At 66.2% G+C, this 17,772-nt stretch carries 19 protein-coding genes; 10 read left to right on the forward strand and 9 right to left on the reverse strand.

Annotation, left to right across the window (positions count from 1 at the left end; translation table 11 throughout):
• From SCH01S_RS08570 to SCH01S_RS08585, 4 genes are all read right to left on the reverse strand, one after another.
• On the reverse strand, positions 1-724 hold a 724-nt coding region (locus tag SCH01S_RS08570; RefSeq protein ID WP_157032866.1), incomplete at its 3' end, for a metallophosphoesterase family protein.
• Complete coding sequence (locus SCH01S_RS08575; RefSeq protein WP_046348391.1) at positions 711-1,484, reverse strand: nucleotidyltransferase; 774 nt, start codon at positions 1,482-1,484, stop codon at positions 711-713. The genes SCH01S_RS08575 and SCH01S_RS08570, both read right to left, overlap by 14 nt.
• A 56-nt stretch (positions 1,485-1,540) precedes the next feature.
• The gene (locus SCH01S_RS08580) at positions 1,541-2,179 is read right to left on the reverse strand and encodes a DUF4267 domain-containing protein (protein ID WP_052733867.1); all 639 of its coding nucleotides are present in this window, start codon (positions 2,177-2,179) and stop codon (positions 1,541-1,543) included.
• Complete coding sequence (locus SCH01S_RS08585) at positions 2,179-3,363, reverse strand: zinc-dependent alcohol dehydrogenase (protein ID WP_046348392.1); 1,185 nt, start codon at positions 3,361-3,363, stop codon at positions 2,179-2,181. Before SCH01S_RS08585 ends, SCH01S_RS08580 begins: the two co-directional genes overlap by 1 nt.
• Positions 3,364-3,620: 257 nt before the next feature.
• On the opposite strand from SCH01S_RS08585, the gene SCH01S_RS08590 reads away from it, so the two are divergent.
• Positions 3,621-3,857, forward strand: coding sequence for a hypothetical protein (locus SCH01S_RS08590; protein WP_046348393.1), 237 nt, complete (start codon positions 3,621-3,623; stop codon positions 3,855-3,857).
• 93 nt (positions 3,858-3,950) lie between these two features.
• On the opposite strand, the gene SCH01S_RS08595 is transcribed toward SCH01S_RS08590, so the two are convergent.
• On the reverse strand, positions 3,951-4,805 hold the full coding sequence (locus tag SCH01S_RS08595; RefSeq protein ID WP_046348394.1) for a metal-dependent hydrolase: 855 nt from the start codon (positions 4,803-4,805) through the stop codon (positions 3,951-3,953).
• Positions 4,806-4,903: 98 nt separating this feature from the next.
• Between SCH01S_RS08595 and SCH01S_RS08600 the strand changes: the two genes are divergently transcribed.
• The 5 genes from SCH01S_RS08600 (at position 4,904) to SCH01S_RS08620 (ending at position 9,564) form a co-directional block, all read left to right on the forward strand.
• The gene (locus SCH01S_RS08600; protein ID WP_046348395.1) at positions 4,904-5,488 is read left to right on the forward strand and encodes a TetR/AcrR family transcriptional regulator; all 585 of its coding nucleotides are present in this window, start codon (positions 4,904-4,906) and stop codon (positions 5,486-5,488) included.
• 33 nt (positions 5,489-5,521) lie between these two features.
• On the forward strand, positions 5,522-6,571 hold the full coding sequence (obgE, locus tag SCH01S_RS08605; RefSeq protein WP_046348396.1) for a GTPase ObgE: 1,050 nt from the start codon (positions 5,522-5,524) through the stop codon (positions 6,569-6,571).
• 150 nt (positions 6,572-6,721) lie between these two features.
• The gene (locus SCH01S_RS16430) at positions 6,722-7,489 is read left to right on the forward strand and encodes a PEPxxWA-CTERM sorting domain-containing protein (RefSeq protein ID WP_245612202.1); all 768 of its coding nucleotides are present in this window, start codon (positions 6,722-6,724) and stop codon (positions 7,487-7,489) included.
• Between the two features lie 52 nt (positions 7,490-7,541).
• Positions 7,542-8,645 (forward strand): glutamate 5-kinase, encoded by a 1,104-nt coding sequence (proB, locus tag SCH01S_RS08615; RefSeq protein ID WP_046348398.1) that lies wholly within the window; start codon positions 7,542-7,544, stop codon positions 8,643-8,645.
• 7 nt (positions 8,646-8,652) lie between these two features.
• Entirely contained in the window at positions 8,653-9,564 is a 912-nt protein-coding gene (locus tag SCH01S_RS08620) for an NAD-dependent epimerase/dehydratase family protein (protein ID WP_046348399.1), read from the forward strand.
• Positions 9,565-9,745: 181 nt separating this feature from the next.
• Here the strand turns inward: SCH01S_RS08620 and SCH01S_RS08625 are convergent, their stop codons facing one another.
• A complete protein-coding gene (locus SCH01S_RS08625; protein WP_046348400.1) occupies positions 9,746-10,282 on the reverse strand; it encodes a Pycsar system effector family protein in 537 nt (178 codons plus the stop codon).
• A 74-nt stretch (positions 10,283-10,356) separates the two neighbouring features.
• Here SCH01S_RS08625 and SCH01S_RS08630 point away from each other — a divergent pair, with 74 nt between their 5' ends.
• The 3 genes from SCH01S_RS08630 to SCH01S_RS08640 are packed head-to-tail and all read left to right on the forward strand — an operon-like array spanning position 10,357 to position 13,911.
• Positions 10,357-10,599, forward strand: coding sequence for an acyl carrier protein (locus tag SCH01S_RS08630; protein ID WP_046348401.1), 243 nt, complete (start codon positions 10,357-10,359; stop codon positions 10,597-10,599).
• 4 nt (positions 10,600-10,603) lie between these two features.
• Entirely contained in the window at positions 10,604-11,860 is a 1,257-nt protein-coding gene (gene spt / locus SCH01S_RS08635; RefSeq protein WP_046348402.1) for a serine palmitoyltransferase, read from the forward strand.
• Positions 11,861-11,910: 50 nt separating this feature from the next.
• Complete coding sequence (locus tag SCH01S_RS08640; protein WP_046348403.1) at positions 11,911-13,911, forward strand: ATP-binding protein; 2,001 nt, start codon at positions 11,911-11,913, stop codon at positions 13,909-13,911.
• Here SCH01S_RS08640 and SCH01S_RS08645 read toward each other — a convergent pair.
• Genes SCH01S_RS08645 through SCH01S_RS08655 form a run of 3 tightly spaced genes read right to left on the reverse strand, consistent with a single transcriptional unit; the run spans position 13,868 to position 16,184 of the window.
• The gene (locus SCH01S_RS08645; RefSeq protein WP_046348404.1) at positions 13,868-14,713 is read right to left on the reverse strand and encodes a hypothetical protein; all 846 of its coding nucleotides are present in this window, start codon (positions 14,711-14,713) and stop codon (positions 13,868-13,870) included. The two genes, SCH01S_RS08640 and SCH01S_RS08645, sit on opposite strands and share 44 nt — an antisense overlap.
• A gap of 11 nt (positions 14,714-14,724) precedes the next feature.
• Positions 14,725-15,687 (reverse strand): diacylglycerol/lipid kinase family protein, encoded by a 963-nt coding sequence (locus tag SCH01S_RS08650; protein ID WP_046348405.1) that lies wholly within the window; start codon positions 15,685-15,687, stop codon positions 14,725-14,727.
• A complete protein-coding gene (locus SCH01S_RS08655; RefSeq protein ID WP_046348456.1) occupies positions 15,687-16,184 on the reverse strand; it encodes a DUF2141 domain-containing protein in 498 nt (165 codons plus the stop codon). The genes SCH01S_RS08650 and SCH01S_RS08655 overlap by 1 nt, the downstream gene beginning before the upstream one ends.
• A 380-nt stretch (positions 16,185-16,564) precedes the next feature.
• Between SCH01S_RS08655 and lptF the strand changes: the two genes are divergently transcribed.
• Positions 16,565-17,770, forward strand: a complete 1,206-nt coding sequence (gene lptF / locus SCH01S_RS08660) for an LPS export ABC transporter permease LptF (RefSeq protein WP_046348406.1) — start codon at positions 16,565-16,567, stop codon at positions 17,768-17,770.
• Positions 17,771-17,772: the final 2 nt, after the last annotated feature.

Below are 17,772 nucleotides of genomic sequence, written 5' to 3' on the forward strand. Positions count from 1 at the left end.
AGACCGTAAACAGCGCGTACGGCCGGTCGAATTTCGGCCGCACCACGAATTGCGCGACATTGTAGACCGGCGTTCCCCGCATCGTCCGTCCCTCATACGCGCCGTGGTGCGCATGGCCGTGAACGACCAGTTTCACATGATCGAACCGGTCGATCGCATCCGCCAGCCGGGCCGAGCCGAGCCAGGGGAAAATCTCGATCGGCTCGCCTTCCAGCGTCTGCGGGATCGGCGAATAATGGAGCACCGCGACCGATCGCTCGGTGCGCAGCGAGCGAAGGCCGTTTTCGAGCTTGCGCGCTTCGTTGTTCGCTTCCTCGACGATCGCCTTCAGCGGCCCTTCGCCGAACGGCGCAAGCTCGCCGCGGCCGAAACCGCCCAGGAATCCCTTCACCCCGGCAAAGCCGACCCCTTCCAGCTCGACCGCCTGTTCGTCCAGGATCGTCATGCCGGCCTGGTGCAGGATGTGCGCGACCGTTTCCGGCTGCCCGCATTCATGATCGTGATTGCCGAGCACGCCGATCACCGGCTTGGTCGCGCAGCGGATATCCTCGGCCAGGATTTCCGCCTCTTTCGTCTTGCCGAAATTGGTGAGGTCGCCGGCGAGCACGATCACGTCGGCCTGGTCCGACATTTCCTTGAACAGATCGGAATAGGGGCGCGTTGCCGCCTCGGTCACGTGCAGGTCGCCGATCGCGGCGATGGTCAGCGTGTCAGTGGTGCTCATAGCGTTCTTCCAGATTGCCGAAGGCTTCGGAAAAGCCCCATTCGGCGACGTCGATCTGATAGTCGCGGGGGCTGAAGATGCGGCCGCGGCAGACCTTCACGCCGGGGCCAGGCATCCCGCGCTGCGCCAGCCGCTCGAGCAGCTCATCCATCAGCCATTTGGGGATCAGGTCGCGCTCGCTCGGGTAGACGAAGCGGAAATTGAGCAGCGCCATCAGCAGCACTTCCCAATAGAGCTCGAGATGATCGAGCAGCCGCCGCCAGTCGATCTCCTCATGCTTCTTCAGGATCACGTGCGCGACGTCCGCGCCGTCATAACGGTAGCGGTCCTGCACGAAGATTTTCGATACGATGAACTCGGTCGGAGGAACGAGATGGACGACGCTGTCGTAGATCTGCGCCTTGGGCGCTGACCGGAACCAGTCGTCGCTGACCGACGTGCCGGATGTCGGCATCGAGAAGATCAGGTCCATGAACAGATCGCCGCGCGTGATCCGCGCCAGCCAGCGTTCGTCCACCATCTCGACCGCGCGGCCATGCTCCCGGAACCAGGCGAGGACCTTGAGCGCGTCGCTGGGTTTCGCGAACACGTCCACGTCCTTGGTCGGGCGATTGATGCCGGTGTAGCAGGACAGCGCGAACGTGCCGGACAGCAGGAACGGATGGCCGGACTGAACCAGCAGGTCGAGGCTCTCGGCGTAGAAATCCTCGCGCTCGGGAGCGATCCGGAGCTCGGGCGCGTGGAGGTCGCTCTCGGCCATCGCACAGGAACGGCGCTCCCGCACGCCAGTTCCGGGAGCACCGATCCAGAGCTGCGTCAGCTGACCGCCGTTCCGGCCGGGATTGGCGGCGGCCCGATATCGGTCTCGGTCTGCGCCGGATTGCCGGCACGGCCGGACCGATCCGAATCGGCCTGCGTACCGCCCGAATGCATGCGGTCCTTGCGCATGTCGTGGGTTGCGACGGCGGGGCCCTTCTCGCGCTTCTGGCGGTAATAGCCGCGGGACGCCTCGACGCCCTTCGGCAGGCCGGAGCGGTCGCTGTAATCGGCCGGCGGTGGTCGTTCGCCGCCGCGTTTTCCCATCAGCGTCGCCGCGAACGCGTCGAGCGCGGCGAAGCCGGCCGCTGCGCCGATGCCGATCCAGGCGTTGCGCTTCTGCTCCTGATTGTCGCTGCGGGTGCCGAGCGCGACCGTGACTAGGTCCATCATGTCGCCGGCCGCACGTGCCCACAGCGCCGGCTGCGGATTGATCGACAGCGTGCCGATCGCGGAGCCGATCTCGCGCACGCCATAGGCGCGGATCAGGTTTTCCTTGCCTTCAAGACCGAACATTTTCGTGAACCGGCCGGGCGAGACCATCTCGGCAACGCCCAGCCCGAGGGCAAACAGGCCGATGCCGCGCACCAGGGCATCCGAGCCGGTGAGTGAGCTGTCGCTGCCATATTTCCAAGCCATTACGCCGCCTCCTGTCCGGGCTTCAGCACCACCTTGATGCAATTGTCCTTCCGGCTTTCAAACGTCGGATACATTTGCGGGCCGTTCGCCAGCGGCTCGGTGTGCGTGATCACGAAGCTCGGATCGAGCGCGCCTTCGTCGATCAGCTCGATCAGCTCATCGGTCCAGCGATTGACGTGGGTCTGGCCGGTTCGCAGCGTCAGGCCCTTGTTCATCAGCGCGCCGAACGGGATTTTGTCCAGCACGCCGCCATAGACGCCCGCCACGGCCAGCACGCCGCCGGGACGGCACATCAGCATCATCTCGCGCAGCACATGCGGCCGGTCGGTTTCCATCATCAGGCTCTGCTTGGTCCGGTCGTAAAGATGCTCGGGCAGGATCTGCGAATGCGATTCCATGCCCACCGCGTCGATGCACTTGTCTGGGCCCATATTGTCGGTGAGCTCGTTCAGCCGGTCCTTCACGCTCTCCTCGCCCGGGTTGATCGTGATCGCGCCGGCGGCGGCCGCCATGCTGAGGCGCTCAGGCAGGAAGTCGATCGCGATCACCTGTTTGGCCCCCAGCAGGACCGCGCTGCGGATCGCCATCTGGCCGACCGGCCCCGCGCCCCAGATCGCGACTGTGTCTTCCGGCTCGATGTCGCACCAGACCGCGGCCTGCCATCCGGTCGGCAGAATATCGGACAGGAACAGCGCCTGCTCGTCGGTGAAATGATCTGGCACCTTGATATGCGTCGTGTCGGCCATCGGCACGCGCAGATATTCGGCCTGTCCGCCCGGATAGCCGCCGGTCAGGTGGGTGTAGCCGAACAGGCCCGCGGTCGTGTGTCCGAACGCGAGTTCGGCGAGCTTGGCATTGCGGTTCGAGCGCTCGCACACCGAATAGTTGCCGCGTTTGCACTGGTGGCATTCGCCGCACCAGATTGTGAAGGGAACGACGATGCGGTCGCCGACCTTCAGTGCCTTGTTGCCCTTGCCGACGTCGACGACCTCGCCCATCGTCTCATGGCCGACGATGTCACCCGGCTTCATGCCGGGCATGAAGTTATGGAACAGGTGCAGGTCCGATCCGCAGATCGCGCAGCTGGTCACCTTGATGATTGCGTCGCGCCCGTCCTCGATCTCAGGATCGGGCATGGTTTCGTAGCGTATGTCCTGCTTGCCGTGCCAGACGAGCGCCTTCATTTTCGGTCTCCTGCTCAGGGTCGCGGCACCAACGTGAGCGGACCGGCGGCGTTGCAATGGAATGCGCGCGCGAAACGAGATGCTGCGGCGAACCGAGGGGCGCGCCAAGGCTCTGGCAGGTGTAGCAAAATCACAACACCGCGGCAGAAACGGCCGGGCGGTGCTTGCCTTCCGTTTCGGATCGGCTACAGACGGTCTGGGTGAGCGGGTTGATCGCTCACGAGATTCACTATTTGTGCCGTTCAGGGAGGCAAAGAATGTTCAAGCGTGGTTTGATGGCTGCTGTTGCAGCGGCGAGCCTGGTGGCGGCTCCGGCTCTTGCCCAGAGCAGCGCATCGAAGCTTTCGATTGCGTCGTCGGCTCGTGCGAGCACTTCGGCCGACGGTGAGCACCTCGCCGGCGGCACGGCTCTGATCGGCGTGCTGGTGTTCGCGGCCCTCGTCGGCGTGATCTACGCCGTTGCCGAAAGCAGCGATAAGTCGGTCAGCGCATAAGCCGATCGCTCAAACGCGAAACGAAGCGCCGGCGGCTCGACGAGCCGCCGGCGTTTTCGTTTGTGCCGACGTCGAGGGTCGTTCGATTTAGCGTCAGGCCGCAGCCGGAACCCGCGCGTCCGCATAGGCGCTGTCCGCCCGCTGGATCAGCGCGCGGTCGTCATGGTTCCACGGGTGGAAGCCCGGCAGGAAATAGGCGATCCAGGCGGGAAGGATCCGGGTCACCGGCCCCGGCGCCGCGACTAGATACCAGAGCAGCCGCGCTCGCGCTTTCGCGCCGCCGATCTTATCCTGCGCCAGCAGCTCGAGCGTGCCCTGCCAGCGCTTTGTCCAGAAGCGATAGGTGACGAGCAGCATCATGATGCTCTTCACTTTCCATCGCTTCCACCGCGTCCAGTCGCGCGTCGCGTGCAGCCACGTGTCGTAGGCCACGCCCTTGTGCTCGATCTCCTCGATCGCGTGCCACTGCCACATCGCCTTCATCTCGGCGTTGACGCCGGCGAAATAGCGCCGGTGGGTCAGCATCATCTGCGCGAGCATCGCCGTGTAATGCTCCAGCGCCATTGTGACGGCGAGGTTCAGGATCTGCGGGCGCCCTTTGGTGAGCTCCAGCGAATCCACCACCGCTTTCTCCAGCCCTGACACGTCATAGCCGGCCTCGGTCACCCGCTTGTTGAACGCGACATGCTCGCGGCTGTGCATGACCTCCTGCATCGTGAAGGCCTTGATCTCCGCCTCCAGCTTCGGCGGCGCGCCGTCGCGAAACGCCTTCACGCTTTCGATGAAGAAGGCCTCGCCTCGGGGAAAGGTGATCGACAGCGCATTGTGCCAGGCGGTCGCGATCGGGTCGCCGCCGTGCCACCAGCGCGCCTGCCTCGCACCGCGCCCGAAGCGCCGATCGCGCGGCGTGATCGTCAAGTCGGCAGGCGTCTTCGCGGCGAATTCCATGAGCGAGTCTCCTCAGAGTTGAAGAGATCATATACTGACACTAATGTCAATATCTCTCGCGATTTCCCCTCAGGCCACGGATGACGTAGGACAGCGCCATGTCTCTCGCCAAACGCCGCCTGTCGCCCGAAGCCAGCCGCTCCGCCGCACTGGAGGCGGCTCGCGACCTGCTGATCGAAGCGGGCCCTCAGGCCGTCACGCTGAAGGCGGTGGCGTCGCGGATGGGACGCACGCACGCGAACCTGCTCCATCATTTCGGTTCGGCCGCCGGGCTGCAGAAGGCGCTTGCCGAAACCATGGCCGAACGGATCACGCAGCAGATCGGCGCGGCGGTGCTGAAGGCGCGCACGGGCGAGGGCTCGCCGCGGGCCGTGGTTGACATGACCTTCGACGCCTTCGAAAAAGGCGGTGGCGCGCTTGCCTCCTGGGCGATCCTGTCGGGCAATGACGATGCGCTCGATCCGATTCTGCAGGCGATTCACCGGTTGATGGATCAGCTGAGCGACGGCACCACCCACGACGAGGACATGCGCCGCGACACGCTCGACCTGGTGCTGAGCGCGCTGGGCGACGCCCTGCTCGGCGAAGCGATGGCGAACGCGCTCGGCCTGCCCCGCGACACCGCGCGCGAGCTCGCGGCGGCCAAGTTGTCGGCGACGGTGGAGCAGCGGCGCGAGGGCTAGGCGCAGGGGCGCAAGGGCCCTATCTGCCGCGCCATGCACTTTCTCGATCAGGCGAAAATCTTCGTGCGCTCCGGTGCCGGCGGCCCCGGCGCGGTTAGCTTTCGCCGTGAAAAATTCATCGAATATGGCGGCCCGGACGGCGGCAATGGCGGCAAGGGCGGCGATATCGTGTTCGAGGCGGTCGCCGGCCTCAATACGCTGATCGATTTCCGCTACACCCAGCATTTCCGCGCGCCCCGCGGCACCGGCGGCTCCGGCAGCAACAAAACCGGCGCGGGCGGCGACGACCTCGTGATCAAGGTCCCGGTCGGCACGCAGATCCTTGCCGACGACGAGGATCGCAGCCTGCTCGCCGACCTGACGAGGGTCGGCCAGCGCATGGTCTTTCTGCGCGGCGGCGACGGCGGGCGCGGCAATGCCAGCTACAAGACGTCGACCAACCGCGCGCCGCGCCAGCACGGCAGCGGCTGGCCCGCCGAGGAAGCGTGGGTATGGCTGCGGCTCAAGCTGCTTGCCGACGCCGGCCTGGTCGGGCTTCCGAATGCCGGCAAGTCGACCTTCATCAACGCCGTGACCAACGCGCAGGCGAAGGTCGGCGAATATGCATTCACGACCACCCGGCCGCAGCTTGGCGTGGTCCGCCACAAGGGCCGCGAGTTCGTGATCGCTGACATTCCCGGCCTGATCGAAGGCGCCGCCGACGGCGCCGGCATCGGCGACCGGTTCCTTGGCCATATCGAACGCTGCCGGGTCCTCCTCCACCTGGTCGATGCGAATGACGAGGATGTCGGCGAGAGCTACCGCGTGGTGCGCGACGAGCTCGAAGCCTATGGCGCCGGGCTTGGCGACAAGCCGGTGGTCGTCGCGCTGAACAAGATCGACACGCTCGACGACGAGCTGATCGCCGCCTTGTCGGCCGAGCTTGAGGCGGCGAGCGGCCACCCGGTCATTCCGATCTCCGGCGCCAGCGGCGTCGGTGTCGATTGGGCGCTGGACAAGCTGTTGGAAGCGATCGGCCCCGAGGCCTCTGCAGTCGGCCCTGACGACCAGGGTGAAGACGCGATCGAATGGTCGCCAACCTAGGTTAGAACTGCCCCAAATCGACGCACAATTGCCGAAGAATCGGTGACGCGTTCACGAAATTGCGCTAAAGCGACTCGGTAATCATCGCACCATGCGTCCGCGGCACGGATGTATCGTTTCGCGGCTAGATTGCGGGGGGTTTCCATGACAGTGAACCGCTGGGCCGTGCTGGCCGTCGCCGCTGCTTTCACGCTTCCTTCCGGGGCCTCTGCATTCGGCACGAAAACGCCCGCGGTGTTCAACTTCACTGTCGGAAGCAACACCAACATCGCCGACGGCAACGCCCGAATCTTCAGCGCGACGTCTCCCGATCTCGGCACGTTCAAGGTCCGCGCGACCGGCTGGAGCCTCGAGAAAGTGAACGGCGTCACTTATGTGCGCGATTCCAAGCTGATGGTGTATTCGGGTGGCCTGGGCGTCACCTCCGGCGACGACAATAACGGGGCCAACAACCAGCACACGATCGACAATTACAACCGCAAGGACTTCGTCCTCCTGCAGTTCGACAAGCCGGTCGCGCTGATGACCGCGACGTTCAACACGTTCGAGGTCTACAATTTCGGCAAGGACAGCGACGCGACGCTGAAATACGGCACCACGACGGCAAGCTGGAACAGCGGCCTGAACCTCAACAACCAGAACGTGTCGGTGCTGAATGCGCTGTTCAGCGGCACCTACACGTCGCTGTCCCCCAACAACAGCGGCAACAGCAATACACGTAACATCAACCCCAACCTCCATTGGGGCAACCTCTGGCTAATCGGCGCGGATTTCACCAATGCCGATGGCCGGATCGACGGGTTCAAGATCACGAACCTGGCCGTGATCCCAGAGCCGGCGACCTGGGCGATGATGATCGCCGGTTTCGGCTTCGCCGGCGCTGCCGCGCGCAGGCAGAGGCGGTTGCGGACCGCCTGATCCGCGCCTTCCGGCATTGGCCTGGCGCGGCCGCGCGCGCTAACGGCAGTCGATGCCGCTCTTTCCGCCCGCAGCCTGTCCGCGCCTGATCGTCAAGATCGGGTCGGCGCTGCTTGTGGACCCGGACGGCGGCATTCGGCGGGACTGGCTTCGAGGAGTGGCCGCCGACATCGCTGCGCGGGTGCACGCGGGGCAGCAAGTCGCGGTCGTCTCGTCGGGCGCGATCGCGCTCGGCGCGCGCCGGCTCGGGCTCGCGAAGGGCGGCCGCGCTTCGCTGGAGGATGCGCAGGCTGCTGCAGCGACGGGGCAGATTGCGCTAAGCCAGGTCTGGGCGGAGGTGCTGGATGCGGAGCGACTGACCGCCGCGCAGATGCTGGTCACATTGGACGATCTCGAGGACCGTCGCCGCTACCTGAATGCTGCTGCGACCCTTGACCGCCTGCTGAGCCTCGGCGCCGTTCCGGTCATCAACGAGAATGACTCGGTCGCAACCGCCGAAATCCGCTTCGGCGACAATGACCGGCTCGCCGCCCGGGTCGCACAGGCCGCGCAAGCGCAAGGCGTGCTGCTGCTGAGCGATGTCGACGGACTCTACGATCGCAATCCCGCGCTGCCTGGCGCGGTGCACATCGGCCGGGTCGAACGGATCGACGCGGCGATCGAGGCGATGGCGGATCGCGGCTCGGCGTCCGGCATGGGGTCCGGCGGCATGGCCTCGAAACTCGAAGCCGCGCGCATCGCGACAAGCGCGGGCGTGGCGCTCGCGATCGCCTCGGGCCGGATCGAGCGGCCGTTGTCGGCAGAGGCACGGCACACGCTGTTCGTGCCGGACAAGCGGGCGCGGGCCCGAAAGTCGTGGCTCACCGGCCGGCTGACCGCGCGCGGCGCGATCCGGATCGATGCCGGGGCGGCCTCGGCATTGGCGGGCGGCGCCAGCCTGCTCGCGGCCGGCGCTCTGGGCATCGACGGCAGCTTCGCGCGCGGCGACGTGGTGACGATCCTGCATCAGGAACAACCGGTCGCACGCGGGCTTTCCGAATATGATTCCGCCGACGCTGCGCGCATCCTTGGCACGAAGAGCGATGCGCAAGCCGAAATCCTCGGCTATGCGCCTCGTTCGGCGCTCGTGCACCGTGACCACCTCGTTCTGATTTGAAGACCTGATGCCCCTTCCCACCCTCGCCATCACCGGCGGCACCGGATTTGTCGGCGCAACCCTCGTCCGTCATGCGGCGATGCGCGGCCATTCGGTGCGCGCACTCACCCGCAAGCCGCAATCGTCCGGTTCGAAGATCCGGTGGGTCGACGGCTCGCTCGACCAGCCCGAATCGCTCGTCCGCCTCGCCGTCGGCGCCGACGTCGTGATCCACGTCGCCGGCGCGATCAACGCCGCCGACCGCGCCGGCTTTCAGTCAGACAATGTGTTCGGGACGCTGAACATGGTCGAAGCCGCCAAGGCCGCCGGCGCGCGCCGCTTCATCCATGTCAGCTCGATGGCCGCGCGCGAGCCGGAGCTGTCCGACTATGGCTGGTCCAAGGCCCGTTCGGAGCAGGTGGTCGGCGCAAGCGGGCTCGACTGGACGATCGTGCGGCCGCCGGCCGTCTACGGCCCCGGCGACCGCGAGACGCTGGAGCTGTTCAAGATGGCCAAGCGCGGGCTCGTTTTCCTGCCCCCGCACGGCAAGCTTTCGGTGATCGAGGTCAGCGATCTCAGCCGTTTCCTGCTGACACTGATCAGCCATGAGGAAACACTTGGCGACACCTATGAGCCGGACGACGGCTATGCGCAGGGCTGGACCCACAAGCAGTTCGCCGAGGCGATCGGGGCCGCGGTCGGCCGCAGGCGTGTGACGACCCTGTCGGTGCCGCGCGGGCTGATGCGGGCCGGCGCGCGGATCGACCGGCTGGTTCGCGGCAAGCGCGCCAAGCTGACGCTCGATCGCGCCAATTACTTCAGCCATCCCGACTGGGTCGCCCATCGCCGCCCGCCGGCCGAGCTCTGGCGGCCGCATATCGAGACGAATGCCGGGCTGAAGGCGACCGCGGTCGCCTACAGGGCGGCCGGCTGGCTCTAGGGTGTGTCCTCACATCCAGCACCGAGCGCGCCTCTGCAGGCGACCCCTCCGGGGCGGGGCGTCTTTTGGACCGTGGCGGCGTCGCTCGTCGGGCGCGATGTCCCACATCGCGTCCCTCCTCGCTCCTAGCCACAGGCCAAAATACGCCCCGTCACGCCGGTGCTGGGTATGAGGACACACCCTAGAGGTGGATCAGGTGCAGCCGGTCGACCGCGAAGGTCAGCACCGTCAGCACCATGCCAGTCAGGAAAGTCCGGTAGGATAAGGCGAGAAACCGGTATTTCTTGCGCCGCAACACGTTGCCGTGCTGGTAGATGTCCCGCGCCATCGTGCGGTACACCTCCTCTTCCTCCTGCATGTGCTCGATCAGCGTGTCGATATACTCTTCCTGGCCAAGCTGGGTGAACGAGCCGAAGAACAGCAGGTTGAGCGGCGTGCCGGGCTTGGGCCCGACCGCGGGCAGCACCGCCATCACCGCCAGCGCCGCGGAAGCGAGGGCAAAGGCGGCGAGCACCAGCATTTCCGGCGCGACATAGCCTTTCGACGTCTGGTTGAGGGTAATCGTGAACACGACGAAGGTGGCACCCATCAGGATGCTCGCCTTGGCGTCCGCCATGGCCGACAGCTGGACCTGGATCTGCTGGGTCGTGCGGATCAGGTGAATCGCGTCGGGCGCGTAGCGTTTCTGCTTGGCTTCGTACGGCAAATGATCCCCCATGTTCAGTCGCGGCGCTGCCACCCTTCAGCCGCAATCCCTTGGCAAGTCGCGCCGAAGAGCATTAGGGGCCGCTCATGTCCGACCGTCAAGAAATTGAAAAGACCGTCCGCCGCCTGATCGAGCCGTTCAACAAGAAGGGCGTGGCGCTGACCGATTCGACCACCTTCGCAGGCGATCTCGAATGGGACAGCCTGACGGTGATGGACTTCGTCGCTGCCGTCGAGGACGAGTTCGACATCATCATCACGATGAACATGCAGGCGGAAATCGAAACCGTCGGCCAGCTGGTCGACGCGGTGGGCCGGCTGAAGGGCTGAATCGATGACCGACAGTCTCCAGACAGCCGACGCGCCCGTTTTCGAGAGGATCGCGCCGGAGCGCGACCTGATGTCCAAATTCGACGGGCTGATCGCGGAGCGCCAGGCGCTGCTCGACAGCGGCGTGCGCGATCCGTTCGCGATCGTGATGGAGCAAGTGCTCTCACCCACCGAAGCGGTGATCCAGGGCAAGAAGACAATCCTGCTCGGCACCTACAATTACATGGGCATGACGTTCGACCCGGACGTGATCGCGGCGGGCAAGGACGCGCTCGACACGTTCGGCTCCGGCACCAACGGCAGCCGGATGCTGAACGGCACGTTCCGCGACCATATGGAAGTCGAGCAGGCGCTGCGCGAGTTCTACGGCACCAGCGGCGCGATCGTCTTTTCGACCGGCTACATGGCCAATCTGGGCATGATCTCCACCCTCGCCGGCAGGGGCGAGTACATCATCCTCGATGCCGACAGCCACGCCAGCATCTATGACGGCTGCTCGATGGGCGCGGCGGAAATCGTCCGCTTCCGCCACAATTCGGTCGAGGATCTCGACAAGCGGCTGGGCCGGCTGCCGCCTGAGCCAGGCAAGCTCGTCGTGCTCGAGGGCGTCTATTCGATGATGGGCGATATCGCCCCGCTGAAGGAGATGGTCGCGGTCGCGAAGAAGCACGGCGCGATGGTGCTGGTCGACGAGGCGCACTCGATGGGCTTTTTCGGCGCCAACGGCCGCGGCGTCTACGAAGACCAGGGACTGGAAGGGGAGGTCGATTTCGTTGTCGGCACCTTCTCCAAGTCGGTCGGTACTGTCGGCGGCTTCTGCGTGTCGAACCACCCGAAATTCGAGGCGATCCGGCTGGCCTGCCGCCCCTATATCTTCACCGCTTCGTTGCCGCCGTCGGTGGTCGCGACCGCGGCGACGTCGATCCGCAAGCTTCGCCATGCCCACAACAAGCGCCAGCATTTGTGGGAGAATGCGCGGCGCGTGCATGACGGGCTGACGCAGCTCGGCTTCACGCTCGGCACCGACACGCCGCAATCCGCGATCATCGCCGTGATCCTGCCGACGCAGGAGCAGGCGGTCGGCATGTGGCAGGCGCTGCTGGAGCACGGGCTTTACGTCAACATGGCCCGTCCGCCGGCGACGCCCGCCGGCATGTATCTGCTGCGCTGCTCCCTCTGCGCCGAGCATACGGGCGAGCAGGTCGAACGGATCGTCGACATGTTCGCACAGGCCGGCCGCCAAATGTCCGTAATCCCTTAACGGCGCTGGACAGCCGCCGTTCACGCCGCTTTGTTCATAGCGGCGTGGGGATGGGTGAGATTTCAGGCCATGAGGTCGGGCAGGGCTCGATCAGCGTGCGTCGCGCACTGGCGATCGCGCTCGCCTTGATGGTCGCGGTCGGCCTGATCGCCCTCACCGTCTTCGTCACCAATTCCAGCCGCCAGCGCGACGAAGCGCTCGCCGCCCAGCGGCACAGCTTCGAAGTGATCATCCTCGTCCGCACGCTGCAGAGCACGATGGCGGAGGCGGAGCTGAGCCTCGGCCGCTACGTGGTCAACCTTCAGCCCGAGTTCGGACGGGTCTATGTCGACGATTGGCGGCGGGCCGGATTGGCGATCAATCGGCTTCGCGAAGTCACCCGCGAGAATCCGCAGCAGGCAGCGCTCGCCGCAAAGCTGCGCGCCTATTACGACCAGCGGGGGCGGCTGCTGTCGAGCGCGGCGCTTCGCACCCGCTACGACCAGAAGATCAGCGGCCTCGCCATTTTCGATCGGGCTGGCAAGGTCGCGAACCGCAAAGAGCTGAACGACACGCTCGATCGAATCATCGACATCGAGAATCGCGTTCTCGACGCGCGGATCAACCACGCCAACGCGACGCTCGACCAGTCGAACTGGGCGGCGACATTGCTGCTGGCCTTTGCGCTGCTCCTGGTCATCGGCGCGGGAGTGCTGGGCTACAGCGTGGTCCAGGCCGTCGCCGGGCGTCGTGCCGCGCGGCGGGACGCAGACGAAGTCGCGCGGCGCGCCGAAAATCTGGAAGAGGCTGTCGCCGCGCGTACGGCCGAGCTGCGCCGCGCCAACACTGCGCTGCTTGCCGAGGCGGCAGAGCGCGAATCAGCCGAGGCACAGCTCCGCCAGGCGCAGAAGATGGACGCGGTCGGCCAGCTAACCGGCGGTATCGCTCACGACTTCAACAACATGCTGGCCGTCGTGATCGGTGGCCTGGAGCTGGCAAAACGCCGACTGACCGATGGCAGCGACGATGCCGGCCGCCACATCGAAAACGCAATGGAAGGTGCCAGTCGCGCGGCTGCGCTCACCCGGCGCCTGCTCGCTTTCGCGCGCGCCGAACCGCTTTTGCCCGAAGCCGTTTCGCCCGACGCGCTAATCGCTGGCATGACGGACCTGCTCGATCGCACGCTGGGCGAGCGGATCAAGGTGCGCACCCGGTTCGCCAGCGCCGACTGGGCGGTGTGGGTCGACAAGCACCAGCTCGAAAACGCCCTGCTCAACCTCGCGGTCAATGCGCGCGATGCGATGGACGGGGATGGCACGCTGACCATCGGCACGGGCACGCGGATCGTGGGCGAAGGCGAACTCGGCGACATGCGGGCCGGCGATTATGTCGCGATCTCGGTCGCCGATACCGGCTGCGGCATGGACCGGACGGTGCTCGACCGCGTGTTTGAGCCGTTCTTCACGACCAAGCCGGTCGGCAAGGGCACCGGCCTGGGCCTCAGCCAGATTTTCGGGTTCGTCCGCCAGTCGCTGGGCGAAATCGTGATCGCGTCGCAGCCAGGCATCGGCACGACCGTCACACTGCTGCTGCCGCGCTTCAGCGGAGTGAAGCGCATCGCGCCGACGGAGCTGCCGCCGTCCCGCCTGCCAGTTCGGCAGCGGATGGAAGAACAGGCGACGATTCTTGTCGTCGAGGATGATCCCCGCGTGCTGAACGCAACAGTCGAGGCGCTCGCCGAGCTTGGCCATCACCCGATCCCGTGCGCGACGCCCGACCGGGCCGAAGCGCTGATCGACGCCCATCCCGACGTGCGGCTGGTCCTGTCCGACGTGGTGATGCCGGGGACGACCGGCCCCGAGCTGATCGCTTCGCTCCAGCCGCGTCACCCCCATCTCGGTATTCTGTTCGTGACGGGCTATGCCGGCGAGATCGACGAGGCGGCGGCGTTCGGCGGGCACGGCGTGCTGCGCAAGCCGTTCACGATCGGTGCGCTGTCCGGCGCCGTGCAGGCGGCGCTCGCCAGGACTAGCGGACCGCACCCTTTCGAAGCAGCCGCGGCAGCAGAATGATCGCGCCGAGCAGCGGGTGCCGCCGCTGCCACGGCTTCACGACAATGCCGGCGCCGGCGTGCCGGTTGATCTTCCACGCGAGATAATCGACGCCGCCGGCAAAAGTCAGGCTCGCCTTCGCCAGCCGCACCAGCGTCATCAGCTTGCCCATGCGGCGGAGGCTGCGCCAACGTGCGGCGGAATAGAGCGGCATCGGCGTAATCGCGCTGCCGATCCGCTCGTAGCGTGCAGGATCCCAGTCGACGATCGCGCCGGGCCGGTCGCCGCGTTCGGCGCGAAGCTCGGCGCTGTACGTCAGCGTGAACCCGGCGCGCCAGCGCTCCAGCAGATCACCCTTCACAGGCGCGAGCGACAGCAATGTCGCGGGCGCGCGTGCAACCGCCTGCACGGAAGCGTCCCGCGCCGCATCGTCCGCAGCCCAGACCAGCCGCGCCGGCTGTGCGAACCGCGCCCACACGGACACGGTGCTCGCCTCCGGCCCGGTCAGGCGCATGAAGTCGGCTTCGCTCAACACCGCATACTTAGCGGCGACGCCGTTTCGCTCGAAGGGGAACACGTTCGGCGGGATCAGTAGGTTGGCCCAGGCCAGCCAGCGCTTGCCATACGCTTCGCGATAGTCGCGGACGATCAGGTAGAAATCGAGCATCTGCCCGTCGATCGCGCCGGTCCTGAGGCACGATCCGTAGAAAAGCACCGCGCGCGCGCCGGGATAGCCGGCCGCAATCGCTGCCGCCGCATCCACAGCGCGCGGATCGACCGGCTGCGCCAGTTCGTCCGCAATCAACTGTTCCAGGTCGCCCATTCGGGCCGAAACTAAGCCGCCAGCTTCAGGAACGGAACCGGCGCGGTGGTGCGGAGCACGATCGGGTTGCCGGCGCTGGTCTCGAACAGCTCGCCGTCAAGGATGACGTTCGAGCGGTCTCCCGCAATCTCGATCTCGTCGCCCTGCTCGATATGCACGCCCTGGAGCCGGTTGCGCCCGAGCCGACCGCGGATGCTCGCCGCTAGCGCGCGGAGCAGCGTCACCGGCCCCTGCTCGACCGCCATCAGCTTCAGCCGCCCCGTGTCGCTTTCGGTCTTGCTGCCCAGCAGCAACCGCTCCAGCGTGGTCACGATCAGCAACGTGAAACGCCCGGAAAACTGGCCGCCGCGCTTCAGCGACACGCTCACCGGCGCCGGGCGCGGCGGCAGGAAGGCCGCGCGAACGCCGAGCACCACCGACACCAGCACCGCCAACGCGGTCAGCACGTGACTGAGCCCGTTGGGAAGCCCGAGCGGATAGATCTTGGTCCGGCAGAACAGGATCGAATCGGCCAGCCCCGCGCCGCCGAGGAACATGCCCAGCACCGGCCGGCTGTCGCGCCCGTCCGAAAGCGCGATCAGTTCGCGTTGCACGGTGTGCGGCGCCAGATCCGATTGAGCGAGCTCGACGATCCTGGCGAGCGCGTCGAGCGGGTCGCCCTGCGCCCCCAGGTCGAGCGCGATCAGGTTGGTCTTGCCGTTGGGCAGCACGGCGACCGGCGGCGGTGTCTCGCCGAAATATTTTCCGCCATGCAGCTCCGTCAGCGCTGCCTGCACCGACCCGTCGCCGCCATTGATGACGAGGACTTTCGGGCTCACCCGGGCGATCGTCCGCATCGCATCGGGAATCTGGCCGATCTCTTCGACTTCGTAGTGAAAGATGTCGGGATTTCGTGCGCAATAGGCGCGGACACGCGGCAGCAGGGCGCGGTTGCCCGTCGAGCGCGGATTGGAAAGGAGCGCGACGCAGGCCATCAGCTCTCCCGCGCCGGGCCGATCGACAGGCCGTTCCGGTACAGCAGCCGAACGTCCACCGGCCGGACGCCGCGTCCAACCTCGATCGCCACGTCGTTATAGCTGGGCTTCAGGTGGAACAGCGAGAGCTTCGGATTCCGCGAAAAGCCACCCCCGTCGGACCAGCCGGACTTGCCATTGCCGTCCATGTCGTGACGGACTGCGACGGCATAGGCGCCCGGCGCCGGCAATGCGACGCACACCTCCATGCGACCCGTCTTCGCGACCGGCACGTCGATGCGGCGCAGCTTCTTGCCTTTGGCAAGGAAGTCGGCCGGATTGGAGCCATAGATCTGGACGCGGAGCGTTCCCTCGCGCTCCTTGAATCCGTCGACGCGCACCAGCACCGCGGTATCGCCGCGCGCGCAGGCCTCGCTGTCGCCATACATTGCCGCCGCCGGCGCGCTCCATGCGGCCGTCGCCAGACCGGCAACGCAAGCAACCCAAACTTTCTTCATGACCATCTCTGCAACCGCGGTTATAGCGGACGCGCCGCACCGCACCTTGACCTCGGAATTGGTCGTGCTTTGCGGCCAAAACATGGTCGCAGGGCGTCGAGGGTGTGTATTCAGTGGCCATGCCGAGCGTGATCGCCTGGAGAGGCGCGCTGGCGAGAAGCGCAGCGCAGACGCGTAGCCGAAGCTACGCGCAAGCAAGCGACGCGGCCAGCGCGCCTCTCCAGGCGACCGCGTCGCGGCGGGGCGTTTTTTGGCCTGTGGAGGGCGTCGCTCCTCGGTCACGATGTCTGCACATCGCTCTCTCCTCGCTCCTACCCACAGGCCAAAACTCGCCCCGTCACGCCGGCATGGCCGCTGAATACACACCCTGAAATTCGAAGATGTTGACCGCCGTAGACCGATACCTCGCCCGGCTGATCGCCGTCCCCCTGTTCGCCACGCTCGTGATCGCGGCGATGCTGCTCGTCCTCGACAAGATGCTCCGGCTGTTCGACTTCGTCGCAGAGGAAGGCGGCCCGGTCAGCGTCGTATGGCGGATGCTCGCGAACCTGCTGCCGGAATATCTGTCGCTGGGGATCCCGATCGGGTTGATGCTCGGCATCCTGCTCGCATTTCGTCGGCTCGCCACCTCGTCGGAGCTCGACGTTTTTCGCGCGGTGGGCCTCAGCTACGGACGATTGCTGCGCGTGCCCTATCTCTTCACGATCGCGCTGGCGCTGCTGAACCTCGCGATCGTCGGCTTCATCCAGCCCAAGGCGCGCTACGCCTATGAAGGATTGCAGTTCGAGCTGCGCTCCGGCGCGCTCGGGGCCTCGATCAAGGTCGGCGAGTTCACCAGCCTCGGCCCGCAGATGACGGTCCGGATCGAGGAAAGCCATAAATCGGGCGCCGACCTGTCGGGCATTTTCGTGCGTGCGGAGAACCGGCAGGGCCGCAATCTCGCGGTGACCGCAGAAAAGGGCAGCTTCCTGCGCACCGACGATCCGAACGTCATCATCTTCCGCCTGAAGAACGGCACGCTCGTCCATAACGAGCCCGGCTTCAAGGTGCCGCGCGTGTTGAGCTTCACCTCGCATGACCTGCCGATCGACCTGCCCAAGATCGAGCGCTTCCGCAGCCGCGGCGGCAAGGAGCGCGAGCTGACGATTCCGGAGCTGGTCCGCATCGGCCATAATGCGAAAGTCCCGCTGCCGCAGCGCAACGAGAGCCGCGCCAACTTCCACTTTCGCGTAGTGGAGGTGGCGATGATGTTCCTGCTGCCCCTGCTCGCCGTCGCCCTTGCCGTGCCGCCGAAGCGGTCGACCTCGGCACTGGGCGTCTTCCTCTCGATCGTGATGGTCGTCACCTATCACAAGGTGAACGAATATGCGCAGGGCATGGGAGCGCTCGGCCGCATCGATCCGCTGATCGCGCTTTGGGTGCCGTTCGTGATCTTCGCCGCGCTGATCTGGTGGCTGTTCTATCAGCTCGCCTTCGTTCCCGGCGGTCAGCCGATCGGCGGGCTGGAGCGCGTCTTCGCCAAGGCAGGCGCCGCGGTCCGCCGCTGGCTGCGCATCCGCCGGCGACGGCCCGAGGTGATCGCGTAACC

Origin of the sequence: Sphingomonas changbaiensis NBRC 104936 (genome assembly GCF_000974765.1) — a bacterium.
Taxonomy (GTDB): Bacteria; Pseudomonadota; Alphaproteobacteria; order Sphingomonadales; family Sphingomonadaceae; genus Sphingomonas_B; species Sphingomonas_B changbaiensis.

Coding starts and splice junctions, on each gene's coding strand:
- SCH01S_RS08575 (WP_046348391.1), bottom strand. CDS start 1,484: ATGGCCGAGAGCGACCTCCACGCGCCCGAGCTCCGGATCGCTCCCGAG.
- SCH01S_RS08580 (WP_052733867.1), bottom strand. CDS start 2,179: ATGGCTTGGAAATATGGCAGCGACAGCTCACTCACCGGCTCGGATGCC.
- SCH01S_RS08585 (WP_046348392.1), bottom strand. CDS start 3,363: ATGAAGGCGCTCGTCTGGCACGGCAAGCAGGACATACGCTACGAAACC.
- SCH01S_RS08590 (WP_046348393.1), top strand. CDS start 3,621: ATGTTCAAGCGTGGTTTGATGGCTGCTGTTGCAGCGGCGAGCCTGGTG.
- SCH01S_RS08595 (WP_046348394.1), bottom strand. CDS start 4,805: ATGGAATTCGCCGCGAAGACGCCTGCCGACTTGACGATCACGCCGCGC.
- SCH01S_RS08600 (WP_046348395.1), top strand. CDS start 4,904: ATGTCTCTCGCCAAACGCCGCCTGTCGCCCGAAGCCAGCCGCTCCGCC.
- obgE (WP_046348396.1), top strand. CDS start 5,522: ATGCACTTTCTCGATCAGGCGAAAATCTTCGTGCGCTCCGGTGCCGGC.
- proB (WP_046348398.1), top strand. CDS start 7,542: ATGCCGCTCTTTCCGCCCGCAGCCTGTCCGCGCCTGATCGTCAAGATC.
- SCH01S_RS08620 (WP_046348399.1), top strand. CDS start 8,653: ATGCCCCTTCCCACCCTCGCCATCACCGGCGGCACCGGATTTGTCGGC.
- SCH01S_RS08625 (WP_046348400.1), bottom strand. CDS start 10,282: ATGGGGGATCATTTGCCGTACGAAGCCAAGCAGAAACGCTACGCGCCC.
- SCH01S_RS08630 (WP_046348401.1), top strand. CDS start 10,357: ATGTCCGACCGTCAAGAAATTGAAAAGACCGTCCGCCGCCTGATCGAG.
- spt (WP_046348402.1), top strand. CDS start 10,604: ATGACCGACAGTCTCCAGACAGCCGACGCGCCCGTTTTCGAGAGGATC.
- SCH01S_RS08640 (WP_046348403.1), top strand. CDS start 11,911: ATGGGTGAGATTTCAGGCCATGAGGTCGGGCAGGGCTCGATCAGCGTG.
- SCH01S_RS08645 (WP_046348404.1), bottom strand. CDS start 14,713: ATGGGCGACCTGGAACAGTTGATTGCGGACGAACTGGCGCAGCCGGTC.
- SCH01S_RS08650 (WP_046348405.1), bottom strand. CDS start 15,687: ATGGCCTGCGTCGCGCTCCTTTCCAATCCGCGCTCGACGGGCAACCGC.
- SCH01S_RS08655 (WP_046348456.1), bottom strand. CDS start 16,184: ATGAAGAAAGTTTGGGTTGCTTGCGTTGCCGGTCTGGCGACGGCCGCA.
- lptF (WP_046348406.1), top strand. CDS start 16,565: ATGTTGACCGCCGTAGACCGATACCTCGCCCGGCTGATCGCCGTCCCC.